This window comes from Nocardioides sp. Z30_9, from assembly GCF_058215735.1.
The window spans coordinates 1,630,043-1,646,044 of record NZ_JBZAJF010000001.1 but is presented as its reverse complement, the minus strand read 5'-3'; the positions used below and the strand labels follow the sequence as shown (position 1 = coordinate 1,646,044).

15 protein-coding genes, 1 tRNA gene and 1 pseudogene are annotated in these 16,002 nt (G+C 70.9%); 8 read left to right on the top strand and 9 right to left on the bottom strand.

What is annotated here, in order from left to right; genetic code table 11:
* Nucleotides 1–249 precede the first annotated feature (249 nt).
* The gene (locus tag AC4BGB_RS07915) at nucleotides 250–1,419 is read left to right on the top strand and encodes a saccharopine dehydrogenase family protein (RefSeq protein ID WP_490546231.1); all 1,170 of its coding nucleotides are present in this window, start codon (nucleotides 250–252) and stop codon (nucleotides 1,417–1,419) included.
* A gap of 18 nt (nucleotides 1,420–1,437) precedes the next feature.
* Here AC4BGB_RS07915 and efeB read toward each other — a convergent pair whose 3' ends face one another.
* From efeB to AC4BGB_RS07890, 5 genes and pseudogenes are all read right to left on the bottom strand, one after another.
* On the bottom strand, nucleotides 1,438–2,721 hold the full coding sequence (gene efeB / locus AC4BGB_RS07910) for an iron uptake transporter deferrochelatase/peroxidase subunit (RefSeq protein WP_490546230.1): 1,284 nt from the start codon (nucleotides 2,719–2,721) through the stop codon (nucleotides 1,438–1,440).
* Nucleotides 2,718–3,884, bottom strand: a complete 1,167-nt coding sequence (efeO, locus tag AC4BGB_RS07905; RefSeq protein WP_490546229.1) for an iron uptake system protein EfeO — start codon at nucleotides 3,882–3,884, stop codon at nucleotides 2,718–2,720. The genes efeB and efeO overlap by 4 nt, the downstream gene beginning before the upstream one ends.
* Nucleotides 3,885–3,900: 16 nt before the next feature.
* Complete coding sequence (efeU, locus tag AC4BGB_RS07900; protein WP_490546228.1) at nucleotides 3,901–4,776, bottom strand: iron uptake transporter permease EfeU; 876 nt, start codon at nucleotides 4,774–4,776, stop codon at nucleotides 3,901–3,903.
* A 499-nt stretch (nucleotides 4,777–5,275) separates the two neighbouring features.
* Nucleotides 5,276–5,452, bottom strand: a pseudogene (locus tag AC4BGB_RS07895) (BldC family transcriptional regulator); the annotation flags it as partial.
* Between the two features lie 163 nt (nucleotides 5,453–5,615).
* Nucleotides 5,616–5,691, bottom strand: a tRNA-Arg gene (locus tag AC4BGB_RS07890).
* 279 nt (nucleotides 5,692–5,970) lie between these two features.
* On the opposite strand from AC4BGB_RS07890, the gene AC4BGB_RS07885 reads away from it, so the two are divergent.
* Entirely contained in the window at nucleotides 5,971–7,104 is a 1,134-nt protein-coding gene (locus AC4BGB_RS07885; RefSeq protein ID WP_490546227.1) for an LCP family protein, read from the top strand.
* Nucleotides 7,105–7,122: 18 nt separating this feature from the next.
* A complete protein-coding gene (locus AC4BGB_RS07880; protein ID WP_490546226.1) occupies nucleotides 7,123–7,299 on the top strand; it encodes a hypothetical protein in 177 nt (58 codons plus the stop codon).
* A gap of 5 nt (nucleotides 7,300–7,304) precedes the next feature.
* On the opposite strand, the gene AC4BGB_RS07875 is transcribed toward AC4BGB_RS07880, so the two are convergent.
* The 3 genes from AC4BGB_RS07875 to AC4BGB_RS07865 all read right to left on the bottom strand — a co-directional run bounded on the left by AC4BGB_RS07875 (nucleotide 7,305) and on the right by AC4BGB_RS07865 (nucleotide 8,771).
* Complete coding sequence (locus AC4BGB_RS07875; protein WP_490546225.1) at nucleotides 7,305–7,670, bottom strand: MscL family protein; 366 nt, start codon at nucleotides 7,668–7,670, stop codon at nucleotides 7,305–7,307.
* 62 nt (nucleotides 7,671–7,732) lie between these two features.
* Nucleotides 7,733–8,398, bottom strand: coding sequence for an SAF domain-containing protein (locus tag AC4BGB_RS07870; protein ID WP_490546224.1), 666 nt, complete (start codon nucleotides 8,396–8,398; stop codon nucleotides 7,733–7,735).
* A gap of 52 nt (nucleotides 8,399–8,450) precedes the next feature.
* The gene (locus tag AC4BGB_RS07865) at nucleotides 8,451–8,771 is read right to left on the bottom strand and encodes an FmdB family zinc ribbon protein (RefSeq protein WP_490546223.1); all 321 of its coding nucleotides are present in this window, start codon (nucleotides 8,769–8,771) and stop codon (nucleotides 8,451–8,453) included.
* 83 nt (nucleotides 8,772–8,854) lie between these two features.
* Between AC4BGB_RS07865 and AC4BGB_RS07860 the strand changes: the two genes are divergently transcribed.
* From AC4BGB_RS07860 to AC4BGB_RS07840, 5 genes are read left to right on the top strand one after another with little or no spacing between them, the layout of a single operon-like run.
* Entirely contained in the window at nucleotides 8,855–11,416 is a 2,562-nt protein-coding gene (locus tag AC4BGB_RS07860; protein ID WP_490546222.1) for a penicillin acylase family protein, read from the top strand.
* Between the two features lie 52 nt (nucleotides 11,417–11,468).
* Nucleotides 11,469–12,503, top strand: a complete 1,035-nt coding sequence (locus tag AC4BGB_RS07855; RefSeq protein WP_490546221.1) for an iron-siderophore ABC transporter substrate-binding protein — start codon at nucleotides 11,469–11,471, stop codon at nucleotides 12,501–12,503.
* Nucleotides 12,500–13,546, top strand: a complete 1,047-nt coding sequence (locus AC4BGB_RS07850; protein ID WP_490546220.1) for a FecCD family ABC transporter permease — start codon at nucleotides 12,500–12,502, stop codon at nucleotides 13,544–13,546. The genes AC4BGB_RS07855 and AC4BGB_RS07850 overlap by 4 nt, the downstream gene beginning before the upstream one ends.
* On the top strand, nucleotides 13,543–14,592 hold the full coding sequence (locus tag AC4BGB_RS07845) for a FecCD family ABC transporter permease (RefSeq protein ID WP_490546219.1): 1,050 nt from the start codon (nucleotides 13,543–13,545) through the stop codon (nucleotides 14,590–14,592). Before AC4BGB_RS07850 ends, AC4BGB_RS07845 begins: the two co-directional genes overlap by 4 nt.
* Nucleotides 14,589–15,395, top strand: a complete 807-nt coding sequence (locus AC4BGB_RS07840) for an ABC transporter ATP-binding protein (protein ID WP_490546218.1) — start codon at nucleotides 14,589–14,591, stop codon at nucleotides 15,393–15,395. Before AC4BGB_RS07845 ends, AC4BGB_RS07840 begins: the two co-directional genes overlap by 4 nt.
* On the opposite strand, the gene AC4BGB_RS07835 is transcribed toward AC4BGB_RS07840, so the two are convergent.
* Nucleotides 15,385–15,999 (bottom strand): 5-formyltetrahydrofolate cyclo-ligase, encoded by a 615-nt coding sequence (locus AC4BGB_RS07835; protein WP_490546217.1) that lies wholly within the window; start codon nucleotides 15,997–15,999, stop codon nucleotides 15,385–15,387. The two genes, AC4BGB_RS07840 and AC4BGB_RS07835, sit on opposite strands and share 11 nt — an antisense overlap.
* Nucleotides 16,000–16,002 lie beyond the last annotated feature (3 nt).

Genomic DNA, 16,002 nt, shown 5'->3' with positions numbered 1-16,002 from the left:
CCGTCGTACGTCTGGCTCCCGGGTCGCCTGTGTGGTCTCGGCTGTCCGCTCACTGCGTTCGCTGCTCGACCACCTTGTGGTCGTGCCCCTCGTACGTCCGACTCGTTGCCGTCGTACGCCCGGGAGTTCTACCGCTCGCTGCTCGACCCCCTGGGGCGGCTGGGGCACCGCATCGCGGACCGTGGGGGCGGCGGGGCGTGCGGATGGGTGAGGATGGGGGACCAGCTCGTAACCGACCCAGGAGTGACCTTGCCTGATCGCGCACACGACATCGTCGTCCTCGGGGCCACCGGCTTCACCGGTGAGCTCACCGCCGCCTACCTCGCCGAGCACGCCCCAGCCGGGCTGCGGTGGGCGCTCGCCGGGCGCAACCAGTCCAAGCTCGAGGTGGTGCGGGCCCGGCTCGCCAAGATCGACCCGGCGCTGACCGAGCTCCCGCTGCTGCAGGCGGACAGCACCGACGCGGCCTCGCTCCGCACGCTCGCGGAGTCCACGCGCGTCGTGGTCACCACGGTCGGTCCCTACCTGGAGTACGGCGAGCCGCTGGTCGCCGCGTGCGCCGCCGCCGGCACCGACTACGTCGACCTCACCGGGGAGCCGGAGTTCGTGGACCGGATGTACCTCGCGCACCACGACGCCGCGGTCGCCTCCGGGGCGCGGATCGTGCACGCCTGCGGGTTCGACTCGATCCCGCACGACCTCGGCGCCTGGTTCACCGTCCAGCAGCTCGGCTCCAGCGACCCGATCACGCTGCGCGGCGCCGTACGTGCCGGCGCGCAGTTCTCCGGCGGCACCCTCGCCTCGGCGCTGGGCCAGATCAGCCGGGCCAAGCAGATGCGCGAGGCGATGGTCGCCCGTAGCAAGAAGGAGGGCCGGCCGGAGGGTCGCAAGTCGCGTGCGGTCTCCGGCAAGCCGGGCCGGGACCGTGAGCTCGGATTGTGGCTGCTGCCGCTGCCGACGATCGACCCGTTCGTGGTGGCCCGCTCGGGTGCGGCCCTGGCCAGCTACGGCCCGGACTTCCGCTACAGCCACTACGCCGGTCTCAAGACCCTGCCGTACGCCGTGGGCGGTGTCGCCGCGGTCTCTGCGCTGGCCCTCGCCGCGCAGGTCAAGCCGGTGCGCAACCTCCTCCAGGGCAAGTTCCAGCAGGGCGAGGGACCCTCGGTGAAGCGCCGGGAGAAGTCGTGGTTCACGGTGGACTTCGTCGGGACGAGTGCCGGCAAGTCGGTGCACACCCGCGTCTCGGGCGGCGACCCCGGCTACACCGAGACCGCGAAGATGCTCGCGGAGTCCGCGATGTGCCTGGTCCTCGACGACAACCCCACGACGGCCGGGCAGGTGACCACCGCGACCGCGATGGCCGAGAACCTGCTCTCCCGCCTGCAGAAGGCCGGCATGAAGTTCGAGGTCGTCGGCTAGCCGAACCTCAGCCGGGCCTCAGGCGAACAGGCCCTCGCCGATGTAGCCGCTCCTCGAGGTGACCCCGGGCGGTACGGCGAACAGGCCGGAACCGGTGTGCTGGAGGTACTCCATCAACCCGTCCTTCGCCGAGAGTGTGTTCTGCATCGGGATGTAGTGCTCGTCGGGGTTGCGCACGAACGCGATGAAGAACAGCCCGGCGTCCAGGCGCCCGAGCGAGGTGCTCCCGTCGGTGAAGTTGTAGCCGCGGCGCAGCATCTTGGTGCCCTTGTTCTGCGTCGGGTGCGCCAGCCGCACGTGCGACTCGGTCGCGATCAGCGGTCCGTCGCGGCCCTTGAGCTTGAAGTCGGGCTCGGTGAACTCGGTCCCGCCGGAGAGCGGTGCGCCCTCGGTGCGGTCGCGACCCACCAGCGTCTCCTGCTCGCGCAGGCTGGTGCGGTCCCAGGTCTCGATGTGCATGTTGATCCGGCGGGCGACCAGGTAGGAGCCGCCGGCGAGCCAGGTGGCGCCTGCGTCGTCGTCCTCGTGGACCCAGACGAACTCCTCGAGGTTCTTCGGGTCCTCGGACTTGAGGTTAGCGGTGCCGTCCTTGAACCCGAACAGGTTGCGCGGGGTCGCCTGCCGGGTCGAGGTCGACGACGTCCGCCCGAAGCCGAGCTGAGTCCAGCGCATCGCGACCGTCCCGAAGCCGATCCGGGCGAGGTTGCGGATCGCGTGCACCGCCACCTGCGGGTCGTGCGCGCAGGCCTGGATGCACAGGTCGCCGTTGCTGCGCGCGGGGTCGAGGTTGTCGGCCGGGAAGTGCGGCAGCTCGCGCAGCGCCGCGGGGCGCCGCTCCCGGATCCCGAAGCGGTCCTTGCCGTCCTTCTCGAACAGGGTGGGACCGAACCCGAACGTCAGGGTCAGCCCCGAGGCGTCGAGCCCGACGGCCTCACCGGTGTCGGTCGGGGGCGCGTCGTACGACGTGGGCAGGCCGTCGCCGACCGCCACCCCCGTGGTCAGCTCACGGGCAGCCGAGGTCCACTCCCGCAGCAGCGCGACCAGCTGCTCGCGGGAGTCCGTGGTCACGTCGAAGGTGGCGAAGTGCAGCCGGTCCTGGGCGGGGGTGGTGATCCCGGCCTGGTGCTTGCCGCCGAAGGGGTACGCCGCCCGGTCGACCCCGCCGGCAGCAGGCTCCTGCGACTCGTGGCCGTAGGCGAAGCCGCCGACCCCCGCAGCGCCCGCCGCGAGCGCTCCCGCGCCGGCTGCTCCGAGGAGCCGCCGGCGAGAGAGCCCGCTGCCGGGGGGACGGCCCTGGGTCACAGCGTGATCGCCCCGGTCATCTTCGAGAGCGGCTCGGCGAGCGTGTTCACGGCGTCGGAGAGCTGCTTGCGCTGGGGCTCGGTCACCTTGTCGTAGGAGACGAAGCCGTCCTTGCCCACCTTGTACTTGTCCAGCTGGGTCTGCAGGGCGGCGAAGGCCGACTCGATCTGCTTCGCCAGCTCGGGGTCCTTGACCTCCAGGAGCGGCTCGAGGCCCTCGAAGCCCACCCGGGCGCCGTCGACGTTGGCCTGGAAGTCGTAGAGGTCGGTGTGCGACCAGATGTCCTCCTCGCCGGTGATCTTCCCGGCGGCCACCTCGTCGAGCAGGCCCTTGGAGCCGTTGCCGATCTGGTCCACCGTGTAGTCGAGGGTCTGGACCCGCTGATCCAGCGTCTTGGTGTTGGCCAGCAGGTCGTCGCCGTACGTCGCCCGCTGGGCCGGCGTGAGCGGCTTGTAGCCCGACGCCGGGGGCCACAGGTCCTTCTCGATCCGGTGCCAGCCGGTCCACTTCTGGCCCTCCTCGAGGTCGGCCTCGCGCAGGTCCATCTTCGGGTCGAGGTCGCCGAAGGACTCCGCGACGGTCTCGATCCGCTCCCAGTAGCCGCGCGCCTGCGGGTAGAGGGCGCGGGCCTTCTCGTCCTCGCCCTTCTCGTAGGCGGTGGTGAACGCCTCGGTCTCGTCGACGAGCTGGGAGGCCTGGTCCTTGACGTAGGCGGCGTACTGGGTGGTCGCGGCGTCGATGGTGGCCTGGTCGACCCCGGTGATCTTGGTGTCCTTGCCGGAGTCGGTGACCTTGAAGTCCGAGCGGATCCCCTTGCCGGTCATCCCCGGGCGGCAGGAGGTGACGTAGTCACCGGGCGCGGTGCGTACGACGAGGTCGCGCGACAGGCCCGGCCCGACGTTCTCGATCTCGCCGACGATCCGCATCCCATCCTCGGCGTACAGGTAGAACTCGGTGACCTGGTTGCCGGTGTTCTTCACCTTGAACACCACGTTGCCCGAGGGGGCCTCGGTGGCGGTGAGCTTGCAGTCCTTGGCTGAGGAGTCCACCTCGATGGTGCCCTTGCCCCCGCTGGAGGAGGGCTCGTTGGACTCGGTCAGGCTGCACGCCGAGCCCGCACCCAGCAGGACGACCGCCAATGAGGTCGTGATCAGTCGGTTCACGGGGTGGAGCCTTTCGTCAGGCGGCCCGCGCCGGCGAGGTTGCCGGAGCGGAGGAGGCCGGTGGGCGCGGGGTGCGCATCCGGAGGAGGAACAGGGTCATCGTGGGGACGAGGTAGGCCAGCCAGGCCCCGGCCTCGAACCACGTGGTGGCGGGGGAGAAGTTCAGCGTCCCCTTCAGCAGGGTGCCCCGCCAGGAGTCGGGCGGGACCTGGGCGCTGACGTCGAAGGCGAGGTTGTTCAGCCCCGGGAGGATGCCGGCCTCCTGCAGGTCGTGCACGCCGTAGGCCAGGACGCCGGCGGCGACCACGATCAGGATGGCGCCGGTCCAGGTGAAGAACTTGGACAGGTTGATCTTCAGGACGCCCTTGTAGAAGGCGAAGCCCATCGCGATCGCGGTGAGGATGCCGAGCAGGGCACCGAGCAGCGGGGTCAGCGTGGACCCCTCCGACCCGGTGGCCGCCTGCGTCGCGGCCCAGAGGAACAGCGCGGTCTCCAGCCCCTCGCGCCCGACAGCGAGCAGGGCGACGAAGGCGAGGCTGAACCGGCCGGCGTCGGCCGCCACGTCGATCTTGCCGCGGAGCTCACCGGAGAGCCCGCGGGCGTGGGAGCCCATCCAGAAGACCATCCAGGTGACGAAGCCGACCGCGACGATCGACAGGATGCCGCCGATGGCCTCCTGCGCCTCGAAGGTGAGCCGCCGCGGCCCGTAGGTCAGCAGCGCACCGAAGGCCAGCGAGATGAGTACGGCGACCCCGACCCCGGCCCAGATGCGGGGGAGGAGGTGCGTTCGGCCCGACTTCACCAGGTAGGCGATCAGGATGACCACCACCAGGCTGGCCTCGAGTCCTTCGCGCAACCCGATCAGGTAGTTGCCGAGCGGGAAAGAGGACATCGAGGCTCCGGAGTGAAGTAAGGCTTACCTCGCTAAGGTAAACCTGCCCCACCCGGTGCGCAAAAGGCGTCCGGGCCCGAGCCCGGCCAGGAGAACGGTCTGCGAGAACGGACCGCGTCGCCGCCGGTCAGGCGGTGTGGGCGTCCTGGTGGGTGCTCCCGCGCTGCGAGGGCACCTGTAGGTCCGTGGTGGGCCGGCGGCGGGCCGGAGCCGGCTCCGGAGTCGACTGGACACCGGTCTGGACATCCGCCTGGACATCCGCTGGGGCCGGCGAGCCGACCAGGGCGCGTGCGGCCCGGGCGCGGGCGACCGCGGTGGCCGCCTTCTCCGCGGCCGCGGTCACCGCGGCAGCTGCCTCGAGGACGTGGCGGGTGGCGCGGTCGGCCTCGGCCTCGAAAGCGCGTGCGGTCGCCTCGTCCGTGCCGAGCTCGGCGTCGTCCACGCTCGCGACGAGCGGCCTGGGGGTCTCGAATCCGGACTCGATCTCGTTGCTGTAGTCACCCGCCATGATCGCGAGGACATCACTGGTCCGGTAGCGGCGGTGACCGCCGGGCGTCCGGATCGCGTCGAGCTTGCCGGCCCGTGCCCACCGGGTCACGGTCTTGGGGTCCACGAAGAGCATGGCTGCCACCTCTGCCGGTGTGAGCAGCTCTTCTGCGGTCTGGTGCTGGGTCATCGGTTCCTCATCTCCCCCGAAGGTACCTGCCGAGGATAGGCCCGAAATATTGGGACTCGGATGGTCAAAAGGTGATCTGCTCCAAATTGGGCGTTTCTCGGAGACTTCCACCTCGGTTTCACGCTTGAAACTGCTCCCCACTGGACTAGAGCGGTTCCAGCCGTGGTGCCCCAGGCCAGAGTCGAACTGGCGACCTTTCGCTTAGGAGGCGGCTGCTCTATCCACTGAGCTACTGGGGCGGGACGCGTCCGGAAAGCAGTGTCTCCGGCGCGTTCGGCAGAAGTTTGCCATGCGGGGACGAGGCGGTGCCGTTGGGCCGTCGGCGGTTCGCGACGGTCCGGACGAACGTGCACCGTTCCCCACCTGCCACATGTCATGATTTGGGCGACCCGAGGTCGCACGGTCACAATGGGGGGTCACTGTCGAGATCGAAGGTCACATTGTCCGAGGATGAGTCGCCCGGCGAAGCGCCGCGCCACAAGGGCAGGTCTCGTGGCCGAACGATCGCCCAACGCGTCGTGATCGTAGTCGGCGTCCTCTTCCTCGTCCTCACCTCGGTGCTGCTGGTGGCCTACAAGAAGCTCGAGGGCAACATCAATGCCGTCACGCTCGGCGACCAGCTCGGCGACGACCGCCCCGACCAGGTGGTCGACGGGCCCACCCGGCCGCTGAACATCCTGGTGATGGGTTCCGACAACCGCGACGGCACCAAGATCGGTGGGGACACCCCGGGTCTCTCGGACACCACGATCCTGCTGCACCTCTCCGCCGACCGGAAGCGCGCCTACGGGGTGAGCCTGCCGCGCGACGCGATGGTGGAGCGACCCGAGTGCGTGAGCAAGAACGGCAAGCGCACCATCCCCGGTGGGCTGACCCAGTTCAACGCGGCGTACGCCGTCGGCGGCCCGGCCTGCACCATCAAGACCGTCGAGCAGCTGACCGACGTCCGCATCGACCACTTCGTGGTGATCGACTTCGCCGGCTTCAAGGACATGGTCAACGCCATCGAGGGTGTCCAGGTCTGCGTGCCCAAGGAGGTCAACGACGACATCGGGCACATCCACCTCCCGGCGGGCACCTACAAGGTCAACGGCGCCCAGGCGCTGGACTACGTCCGGGTGCGCCACGACATCGGTGCGGCCAACGGCGACATCGGCCGGATGAAGCGCCAGCAGGCCTTCATCGCGGCGATGATCGAGAAGGTCGTCTCCAAGGGCACCCTGGCCAACCCCGTGCGGCTCTACCGCTTCCTCGACGCAGCCACCGAGTCACTGACCACCGACACCGGGTTCGCGCACCTCCAGGAGCTCACCTCGCTGGGGTCGTCGCTGAAGAACATCGGGCTCGACAACATCCAGTTCATCACCGTGCCCAACCGGCCCTACGCGCCCGATCCCAACCGCCTCGAGTGGGCGCCCGAGGCCGACGAGGTGTGGCGCAAGGTGCGATTCGACAAGCCGCTCGGCCGCCTCGCCGCCGACGCGGTCACCCCCGGACGCAAGCCCGGAGAGGCCCCCAGCGGCTCGGCCACCCCGTCCCCGTCCGGGTCACCTTCCGCCTCGGCCAGCCCGTCGCAGGCCCCTTCGCCGGACGCGGAGGCGCAGGAGGAGGCCCGCAAGAGGGCGGCCGCCGAGGCAGGCCTGTGTGCCTGAGCGCTACGGCGTGAGCCGATGAGCGACGACAAGCTGACCCCCGCGGAGCGCGCGGCGAGGCGCCGCCGCCTCGCCGAGGTCTTCGGCGAGGTGCTTCCCGAGCAGACCAACGACGACGCCGACGAGTCGGGGACGACCTCCGAGAGCAGCGACGAGTGGCTGCGACGACAGGTGCCGCCGCACCACGGCCAGTAGCTCCCTCAGGCGGGACCGGAACGCGTCGCGAGCAGGTCGCGGATCTCCTCCAGCAGCGCGATGTCGGCCGGTGTCCCGGTCTCCTCGGCAGGGAAGAACCGGTCCTTGGCCGCGGTGTAGGGCTTGACGATCAGGAAGTAGACGATCGCCGCCATGATCAGGAACGAGACCACTGCGGTGATCCACGCGCCCACGGGAAGGTCGCCCGGCCGCCAGGCGCTGAAGTCCGGCTGGCCGCCGAGCTTGCCGATCAGGGACATGATCAGCTCCACGGTGGCGGTGACCACCGCCGCGAACGCCGTGGCCATGATGAAGGCCACGGCGAGCTCGATCAGGTTTCCGCGCAGGATGAAGTTCTTGAAGCCGCTCATGGTGATTCCTCCTGGTTGAGGACCCGACCGGTTCGGACGCCCTCTCCTAGTCCTCAACAACGCTACTGGTCCCATACCGGGATCAGTATCGACGTCGCGGCCCGCGCGGCGACCTCGCCGGCCCGGCTGCTCGGCACAGCGGCGACCACCAGGCGCCCGGGCTGCCCCGTGTCCGAGCGGGAGTCCGGCTCCGCGGGGATCGCCACGACGGGGGTGCGCTCGAGCAGCACGAGGGGCGCGGTCCGGCCCTCGGGGTCGGCCACCACGAAGCTGACCCGGTCGCCCACGCGCAGCAGGTCGACGACTGCGCCGTCGGTGACCCGCAGCGGCACCGCCGTCCGGCCCGGGTAGCCCGCGAGCAGCCCTTCACCGACGGTGCGCAGCGCCGTGACCACCTCGCCGCGCCCCATCGGCGCCGCCAGGGGGCGTCCGAGCACCGAACGCGGGTCGCGCACGGCCGCGGCGGGCACCGAGCCCGGCTCGAACCGGACGTCCGCGAGGTCCGCGGGCTCAAGCACGGTGCCGCCGGGCAGGTCCCGGCTCGCCGTCCAGACCCGCACGGTCTCGGGCGGTGGGGGAGAGGTCGCCTGCAGGGCCGCCAGGACGGCGGCCCCGGCGAGCAGTGCCGCGAGTGGGCGGCGGTGCAGGAGCACACGGCGGCGCAGCCGTCCGAGGCGGAGCAGGACGGGGCCCAGTACGGGGCCCAGGACCGGGTGCAGGGGGTTCATGGCCCCCGACGGTAGGACGATCGCTCAGCGCGTGCGCCGGTCGTCCACAGGGTCAGGAGGAGGTGGTGGCCGGCGACGAGGGGGTGGCGGCCTTGGGCTTGTCCGGCGTGGAGGTCTTGGCGGCCGTGTCCCCGGTCTTCTCCGAGGAGCCCGAGGACTCCTTGGGCGCGCTGGGGGCGTCGGCGCCGCTCTGCTGCCCGCGGCTGTCGTTGCGGTAGAAGCCCGATCCCTTGAAGACCACGCCCACCGCGTTGAACACCTTGCGGAGCCGTCCCTCGCACTCGGGGCAGACGGTCAACGAGTCGTCGGAGAAGCTCTGGAAGATCTCGAAGAAGTGGCCGCATTCGGTGCAGGAGTACTGGTACGTGGGCACTGCTTGGTCCTCCGGGGGTCGTGCGGGACGAGGGGTTGGCACTCGTGGTCGTCGACTGCGAATGCTACGGCACAATGCCTGAGGTGACTTCCAAGCACCCCATCAGCGACTGGCCCGGATGGGCACGCGCCTCGGCGTACGTCGCGATGGTGGTCGTGCTCGTCCTGGTGGCCGGTCTCGTGGCCGGGATCGCCATGGTCCGGCGCCCGCTCCCGGACACCGAGGGCGTCCAGCGCATCGAGGGACTCTCGGGCGAGGTCGAGGTGCTGCGCGACAAGCAGGGCATCCCCTCGGTGTACGCCGACACTGCAGTCGACCTGTTCAAGGCCCAGGGGTTCGTGCAGGCGCAGGACCGGTTCTTCGAGATGGACTTCCGTCGTCACGTGACCGCGGGACGGATCAGTGAGCTGCTCGGCGAGAGCACCGTCGAGACCGACATGTACATCCGCACGATGGGGTGGCGCCGGGTGGCGGCGCAAGAGCTCGACCTGCTGGCCCCGGAGACCCGGACCTACCTGGAGGCCTACAGCGAGGGCGTGAACGCCTACCTCGAGGGCCGCACGGCCACCGAGCTGGCGGTGGAGTACACCGTCCTGGGCGCGACCGGCCTGGACTACAAGCCGGAGAAGTGGACGCCGGTCGACTCGCTGGCCTGGCTCAAGGCGATGGCGTGGGACCTGCGCGGCAACATGAGCGAGGAGATCGCCCGCACCCGGCTGGCGGTGAACCGCACCCCCGAGCAGGTCGACGAGCTCTACCCGCGCTACCCCTACGACCGGCACCGCCCGATCGTCCGCGACGCCGAGGAGTCGTCCGGCGGACTGGCGGAGGGCAACCCGCGGCCGGCACCGAGCCGCGCGGCCCTGCAGGCGCTCGAGGCGGTCGAGCGGGGGGTGGGGGCGATCCCGGACCTGCTCGGCAAGGGAGGCGGGATCGGTTCCAACAGCTGGGTCGTCTCGGGGGAGCACACGGTCTCGGGCAAGCCGCTGCTCGCCAACGACCCGCACCTGGGCGTCTCCATCCCCGGCATCTGGTACCAGATGGGCCTGCACTGCAACACCGTCACCGCCGAGTGCCCCTTCGACGTGAGTGGCTTCACCTTCGCCGGGATGCCCGGCGTGGTGATCGGCCACAACCGCGACATCGCCTGGGGGTTCACCAACCTCGACCCCGACGTGACCGACCTCTACCTGGAGAAGGTCAGCGGCAAGAGCTACCTCTACGACGGGAAGCAGGTGCCGCTGGAGGAGCGCGACGAGGTGATCCGGGTCGCCGGCTCGTCCTCGCGGCTGATCACGGTGCGCTCCACCCGCCACGGACCGCTGCTCTCCGACGTCTCCGCCGAGCTCTCCAGCGTGGGCGCCAACGCCAAGGTGGGGGCGGACTCCCCGGAGCGGGACAACGGCTACGCCGTGGCGCTGGCCTGGACGGCCCTGACCCCGCGGCCGACGGCCGACGCGATCTTCATGATCGACGCGGCCAGGAACTGGGGGGAGTTCCGCGAGGCGGCCTCCAAGTTCGCCGTGCCGAGCCAGAACCTGGTGTACGCCGACCGGGCGGGCAACATCGGCTACCAGGCACCGGGAGCGATCCCGATCCGCAAGGGAAACCGCAGCGGGGCCTACCCGGCGGAGGGCTGGCGCTCGGCCAACGACTGGAGCGGCCGCTACGTGCCGTTCGAGGAGCTGCCCAACGTCCTCAACCCGGCCGAGGGGTTCATCGTCACCGCCAACCAGGCGGTCACCGGCCCGTCGTACGAGCACTACCTCAGCGACTCCCCGGACCACGGCTACCGCAGCCAGCGGATCCGGTCGGTGCTCATGAGCCGCTTCGAGGAGGGGGCCCGGCTCGACGTCGGCGACATGAGCGCCCTGCAGCTCGACGACCGCAACCCGATGGCGCCGGTGCTGGTGCCCTACCTGCTGCGCCAGCTGATGACCTCGGAGTACTACGCCGACGGCCAGCGGCTGCTGCTCGACTGGGACTACTCGCAGCCCGCCGACTCCGCCCCGGCCGCCTACTTCAACGTGGTCTGGAGCAACCTGCTGCGCCGGACCTTCCACGACGAGCTGCCCGAGGCGCTGTGGCCCGAGGGCGGACAACGCTGGATGGCGGTGGTCAGCAACCTGCTGCGCCAGCCCGACAACCAGTGGTGGGACGACTCGAAGACCGAGGACGTCGTGGAGGACCGCGACATGATCCTGTCCCAGGCGATGCTCGCCGCCCGCGACGAGCTCACCCGCAAGGTGGCGCTGAGCCCCAACCGGTGGGAGTGGGGCCGGCTGCACCGCCTGGAGCTGGAGAACCAGTCGCTGGGCCAGAGCGGTGTGGGCCTCGTGGAGGCGCTGTTCAACCGGGGGCCGTTCGCGGCCGCCGGGGGGAGCGCCGCCGTGGACGCGACAAACTGGGACGCCAGCCAGGGGTACACCGTCACCTCGGCGCCGTCGATGCGGATGGTGGTCGATCTCGACGACCTCGACCGCTCGCGGTGGGTGAACCTCACCGGTGCCTCGGGCCATCCCGCCTCGGGGAACTACCGCGACCAGACCCCGCTGTGGGCGTCGGGGCGCACCCTGCGCTGGGCCTTCGGCCGCGACGCCGTACGTCGCGAAGTGGACCACAGGATGGTCCTCGCTCCGCGGTAGGTCCGCGGTAGGTTAGGTTTGCCTTACCTACTTAGCAGAATGGAGCACCATCATGCGCACACCGCGCCTGCTGGCCGTGGCCACCTCGGTCGCCCTCGCCGTGACCCTCAGTGCCTGTGGCAGCTCGTCGGACGACGGGGACGCCGGCTCCGGGTCCGACGCCGGGTCCGACGCCTTCCCGGTCACGATCAAGCACGCCCTCGGCAAGACCGAGATCACGTCCAAGCCCAAGCGGGTCGCCGCGGTGGCGTGGGCCAACCACGAGGTGCCGCTGGCACTCGGGGTGGTCCCGGTCGGCATGAGCAAGGCCACCTGGGGCGACGACGACGCCGACGGCGTCCTGCCGTGGGTGGAGGACAAGCTCGAGGAGCTCGACGCCAAGACCCCGGTGCTCTTCGACGAGACCGAGGGCATCGACTTCGAGGCCGTGGCCGACACCAAGCCCGACGTGATCCTCGCGTCGTACTCCGGCCTGACCGACAAGGACTACGAGACGCTGAGCAAGATCGCCCCCACGGTGGCCTACCCGGAGATCGCCTGGGCCACCTCGGTCCAGGACATGATCGAGCTCAACAGCACGGCGCTCGGGATGAAGGCCGAGGGCGAGAAGCTCATCGCGGACCTCGACAAGCAGGTCGGTGACGCCTTCGCCAAGTACCCGGTGCTGAAGGACAAGAGCCTGATCTTCTCCTACTTCGACCCCGCCGACATGAGCAAGATCGGCTTCTACACCACCAACGACACCCGTCCGGGGTTCATGGAGTCGGTCGGCATGAAGATGCCCGCCGCGGTGACGAAGGCCTCCGAGGGCAGCGACGAGTTCCTGGGCAGCGTCAGCTCCGAGAACGCCGACCAGTTCAACGACGTCGACGTCTTCGTGACCTACGGCGACCCGGACGGCAAGATCCTCAAGGGGATCCAGTCCGACGCCCTGCTCAAGCAGATCCCGGCGATCAAGAAGGGCGCCGTGGCCGTGCTCGAGGAGAACACCCCGCTGGCGGCCTCGGCCAACCCCTCGCCGCTGTCCATCCCGTGGGGCATCGACAAGTACTTCGCCCTGCTGGCCGCAGCTGCTGAAAAGGCGTGACGCAGACACCCCTGCGAACGATGCCGCGGGACGTCGCCCCCGGGCGGCGTCCCGCGGCAGGGCGGGCGCTGTGGATCGTGGTGGCCTTCGGGCTGCTGGCGCTCGCAGCGCTCGCCTCGGTCGCCTTCGGCGCTCGCGTCGTCTCCCTAGGCGACGTCCTCGCCGCCCTGGGAGCCGGCAGCGACGGTCTCGCCCAGGCGGCGGTGGAGAAGCGGATCCCGCGCACCCTGCTCGCGATGCTGGTCGGCGCGGCGCTGGGCACCGCCGGGACGGTGATGCAGGGCGTGACCCGCAACCCGATCGCCGACCCCAGCATCCTCGGGGTGACGACCGGGGCCTCGCTGGCCGTGGTGACGGGCATCGCCTTCTTCGGGCTCTCGTCGTCCACCTCCTACATCTGGGTCGCGATCCTCGGTGCCGCCCTGGCGGCGCTGTTCGTCTACGCGGTGGGCTCCCTGGGACGGGGCGGTGCGACCCCGCTCAAGCTCGCCCTCGCGGGAGCAGCCACCTCGGCGGCGCTCACCTCGCTGATCAGCGCCATCCTGCTCCCGCGCATCGACGTGATGGACCAGTTCCGGTTCTGGCAGATCGGCGGGGTCGGCGGCGCGTCGTACTCCAAGCTGGGCCAGGTCCTGCCCTTCCTCGTCGTCGGCGCGGTGATCTGCCTGGCCACGGCCCGCGGCCTGAACTCCCTGGCCCTCGGTGACGACGTCGCCGCGGGACAGGGCGAGCACGTCGCCCGGACCCGCGTGATCGCGTTCCTGGGGGCGGTCACGCTGTGCGGTGCGGCCACCGCGGTGGCCGGGCCGATCGCGTTCGTCGGCCTGATCGTGCCGCACGTGTGCCGCCTGGTGATCGGCATCGACCACCGCTGGCTGCTGCCGAGCTCGGCCGTGGTCGGCGCGCTGCTCCTCACCACCGCCGACGTCATCGGCCGGGTCGTGGCCCGGCCCACCGAGATCGACGTCGGCATCGTCACCGCGCTGATCGGAGCCCCGGTGTTCATCTCGATCGTCCGCCGGCAGAAGCTGCGTGCGCTGTGAGTGCCCAGACGGTGCGCGACTCGGCGGCCCGGACCGTGGCCCAGTCGCGGGTACGCCGCAGTCGCCGCCGTGCCCTCACCAGCGTGAACCTCGCCGTGATCGCCGTGGTGCTGTTCGCGGTGAGCCTGATGGTCGGGCAGACCTTCTACGGACCCGGTGAGGTCCTCCGCGTGATCATGGGCGAGGTCGTGCCGGGCGCGTCGTTCACGGTGGGGGAGCTGCGGCTGCCGCGGACCGTGCTGGCGGTGCTCACCGGCGCCTGCTTCGGCATCGCCGGCACCACGTTCCAGACCATGCTGCGCAACCCGCTCGCCTCGCCCGACGTGATCGGGATCAGCTCCGGGGCCAGCGCAGCCGCCGTGATTGCGATCGTGGTGCTCTCGGTCGAGGAGACCGTGGTGTCGCTGATGGCGATCACCGCGGCCCTGGTCACCGCGCTGCTGATCTACGTGCTGGCCTACAAGGACGGCGTCGTCGGCACCCGGCTGATCCTGATCGGCATCGGGATCGCCTCGATGCTGGACAGCGTCGTCGCCTACGTCATCGTGCAGGCCGCGGCGTGGGACCTGCAGACCGCGATGCAGTGGCTCACCGGCAGCCTCAACGGCGCCACCTGGGGCGAGGTCGGCCCGTTGCTGGTGGCCGTCGTGCTCGTCGCGCCGGTCCTGCTCGCCCAGTCGCGCAACCTGACCCTGATGCAGCAGGGGGACGACTCCGCGTCGGCCCTCGGCGTCCGGGTGGAGCGCACCCGCATCGTGTCGATCGTGGCCGCGGTCGCGCTGATCGCCTTCGCCACCGCCGCGGCGGGCCCGATCGCGTTCGTCGCGTTCCTCTCCGGCCCGATCGCGGCCCGCATCGTGGGCAGTGGCGGGTCCCTGATGGTCCCCGCGGCCCTGGTCGGGGCGGTGCTCGTGATGGCCGCCGACCTTGTCGGCCAGTTCGCCTTCGGCGCCCGCTACCCCGTCGGGGTGATCACCGGCACCATCGGTGCGCCGTATCTCGTCTACCTGCTCGTCCGGAACAACCGTGCTGGAGGGTCACTGTGACCGACCTACATTCCCTGAGCCTCGAGGGCGTCACCCTCGGGTACGGCGACCGCACGGTCGTCGAGAGCTTCGACCTCGTCGTCCCCCCGGGACGGATCACCGCGATCGTCGGGGCCAACGCGTGCGGGAAGTCGACCCTGCTGCGCTCGATGGCGCGGCTGCTCTCGCCGCAGGCGGGCCGGGTGCTGCTCGACGGCAAGGACCTGCACCGCCTCCCGACCAAGGAGGTCGCCCGGACGCTGGGGCTGCTCCCGCAGTCGCCGATCGCCCCCGAGGGCATCGTGGTCGGTGACCTCGTCTCCCGCGGCCGCCACCCCCACCAGGGCTTCCTGGCCCGCTGGACACCCGCGGACGACGACGCCGTCGCCGAGGCGCTGGCGGTGACCGAGACCACCGAGCTGGCCGACCGGCCGGTCGACGAGCTCTCGGGCGGGCAGCGCCAGCGGGTGTGGATCGCGATGGCACTGGCCCAGCGCACCGACCTGCTGCTGCTCGACGAGCCGACCACGTTCCTCGACGTGAGCCACCAGATCGACGTCCTCGACCTGCTCACCGACCTCAACCGCACCCGCGGCACCACGATCGTGATGGTGCTGCACGACCTGAACCTCGCGGCGCGCTACTCCGACCACCTCGTCGCGGTCCGGGCCGGCCGGCTGCACGCCGCCGGCGACCCGCACGAGGTGCTCACCGCCGAGGTGGTGCGCGACGTGTTCGGGATGGAGAGCCAGGTCAAGCCCTGCCCGGTCTCGGGCAAGCCGATGGTGCTGCCGATCGGGCGGCACCACTCGCTCACGGCGTAGGCCCTGCCTGGGACGCCCCGCGGCCGAGGCGGGTGACGCCCAGCTCGGTCGCCACGGCGGCGACGGGCCGGTCGTGGTCCTCGTGCGGCACGGTGTCGAGCACCTCCTCGGCGTTGAGCAGCACGCACACGAAGGTCCCCACGGGCACCCGGGCCAGGGCCCGGTCGTAGGACCCGCCTCCCCGGCCCATGCGCACGCCGTCCCTGCCGACCGCCAGGCCGGGCACCAGGAGCACGTCCGCGGTGGCCACCGCGGAGCGGCCGAGCGGGGGACCGGAGGGCTCGAGCAGCCCGCGGCGGGCCGTGTGCAGGTCCTCCGGGCCGGCGTACGGCGCCCAGTCGAGGTCGTCGTCGCCCTGCAGCAGCGGGAGGATCACCCGCTTGCCCTGCTCGCGCAACCGGTCGAGCAGCGGCCCGGTGCCGGGCTCGCTGGAGACCGAGACGTAGGCCGCGACCGTGGCGGCGTCCCGGACCTCGGGAGTCGCCACGAGATGGTCGGCCAGCGACCGGGCGCGCTCGCCCAGGACGGTCAGCGGGAGGTGCTTGCGAGCGGTCAGAACCTGGTCGCGGAGCGCTAGCTTGGCGGCAGCGATGTAGTCGGGCACGCG

Excerpts from the sequence above, each read along its gene's own strand:
- efeU (WP_490546228.1), bottom strand. The coding sequence starts at position 4,776 with ATGTCCTCTTTCCCGCTCGGCAACTACCTGATCGGGTTGCGCGAAGGA.
- AC4BGB_RS07880 (WP_490546226.1), top strand. The coding sequence starts at position 7,123 with ATGAGCGACGACAAGCTGACCCCCGCGGAGCGCGCGGCGAGGCGCCGC.
- AC4BGB_RS07875 (WP_490546225.1), bottom strand. The coding sequence starts at position 7,670 with ATGAGCGGCTTCAAGAACTTCATCCTGCGCGGAAACCTGATCGAGCTC.
- AC4BGB_RS07870 (WP_490546224.1), bottom strand. The coding sequence starts at position 8,398 with ATGAACCCCCTGCACCCGGTCCTGGGCCCCGTACTGGGCCCCGTCCTG.
- AC4BGB_RS07855 (WP_490546221.1), top strand. The coding sequence starts at position 11,469 with ATGCGCACACCGCGCCTGCTGGCCGTGGCCACCTCGGTCGCCCTCGCC.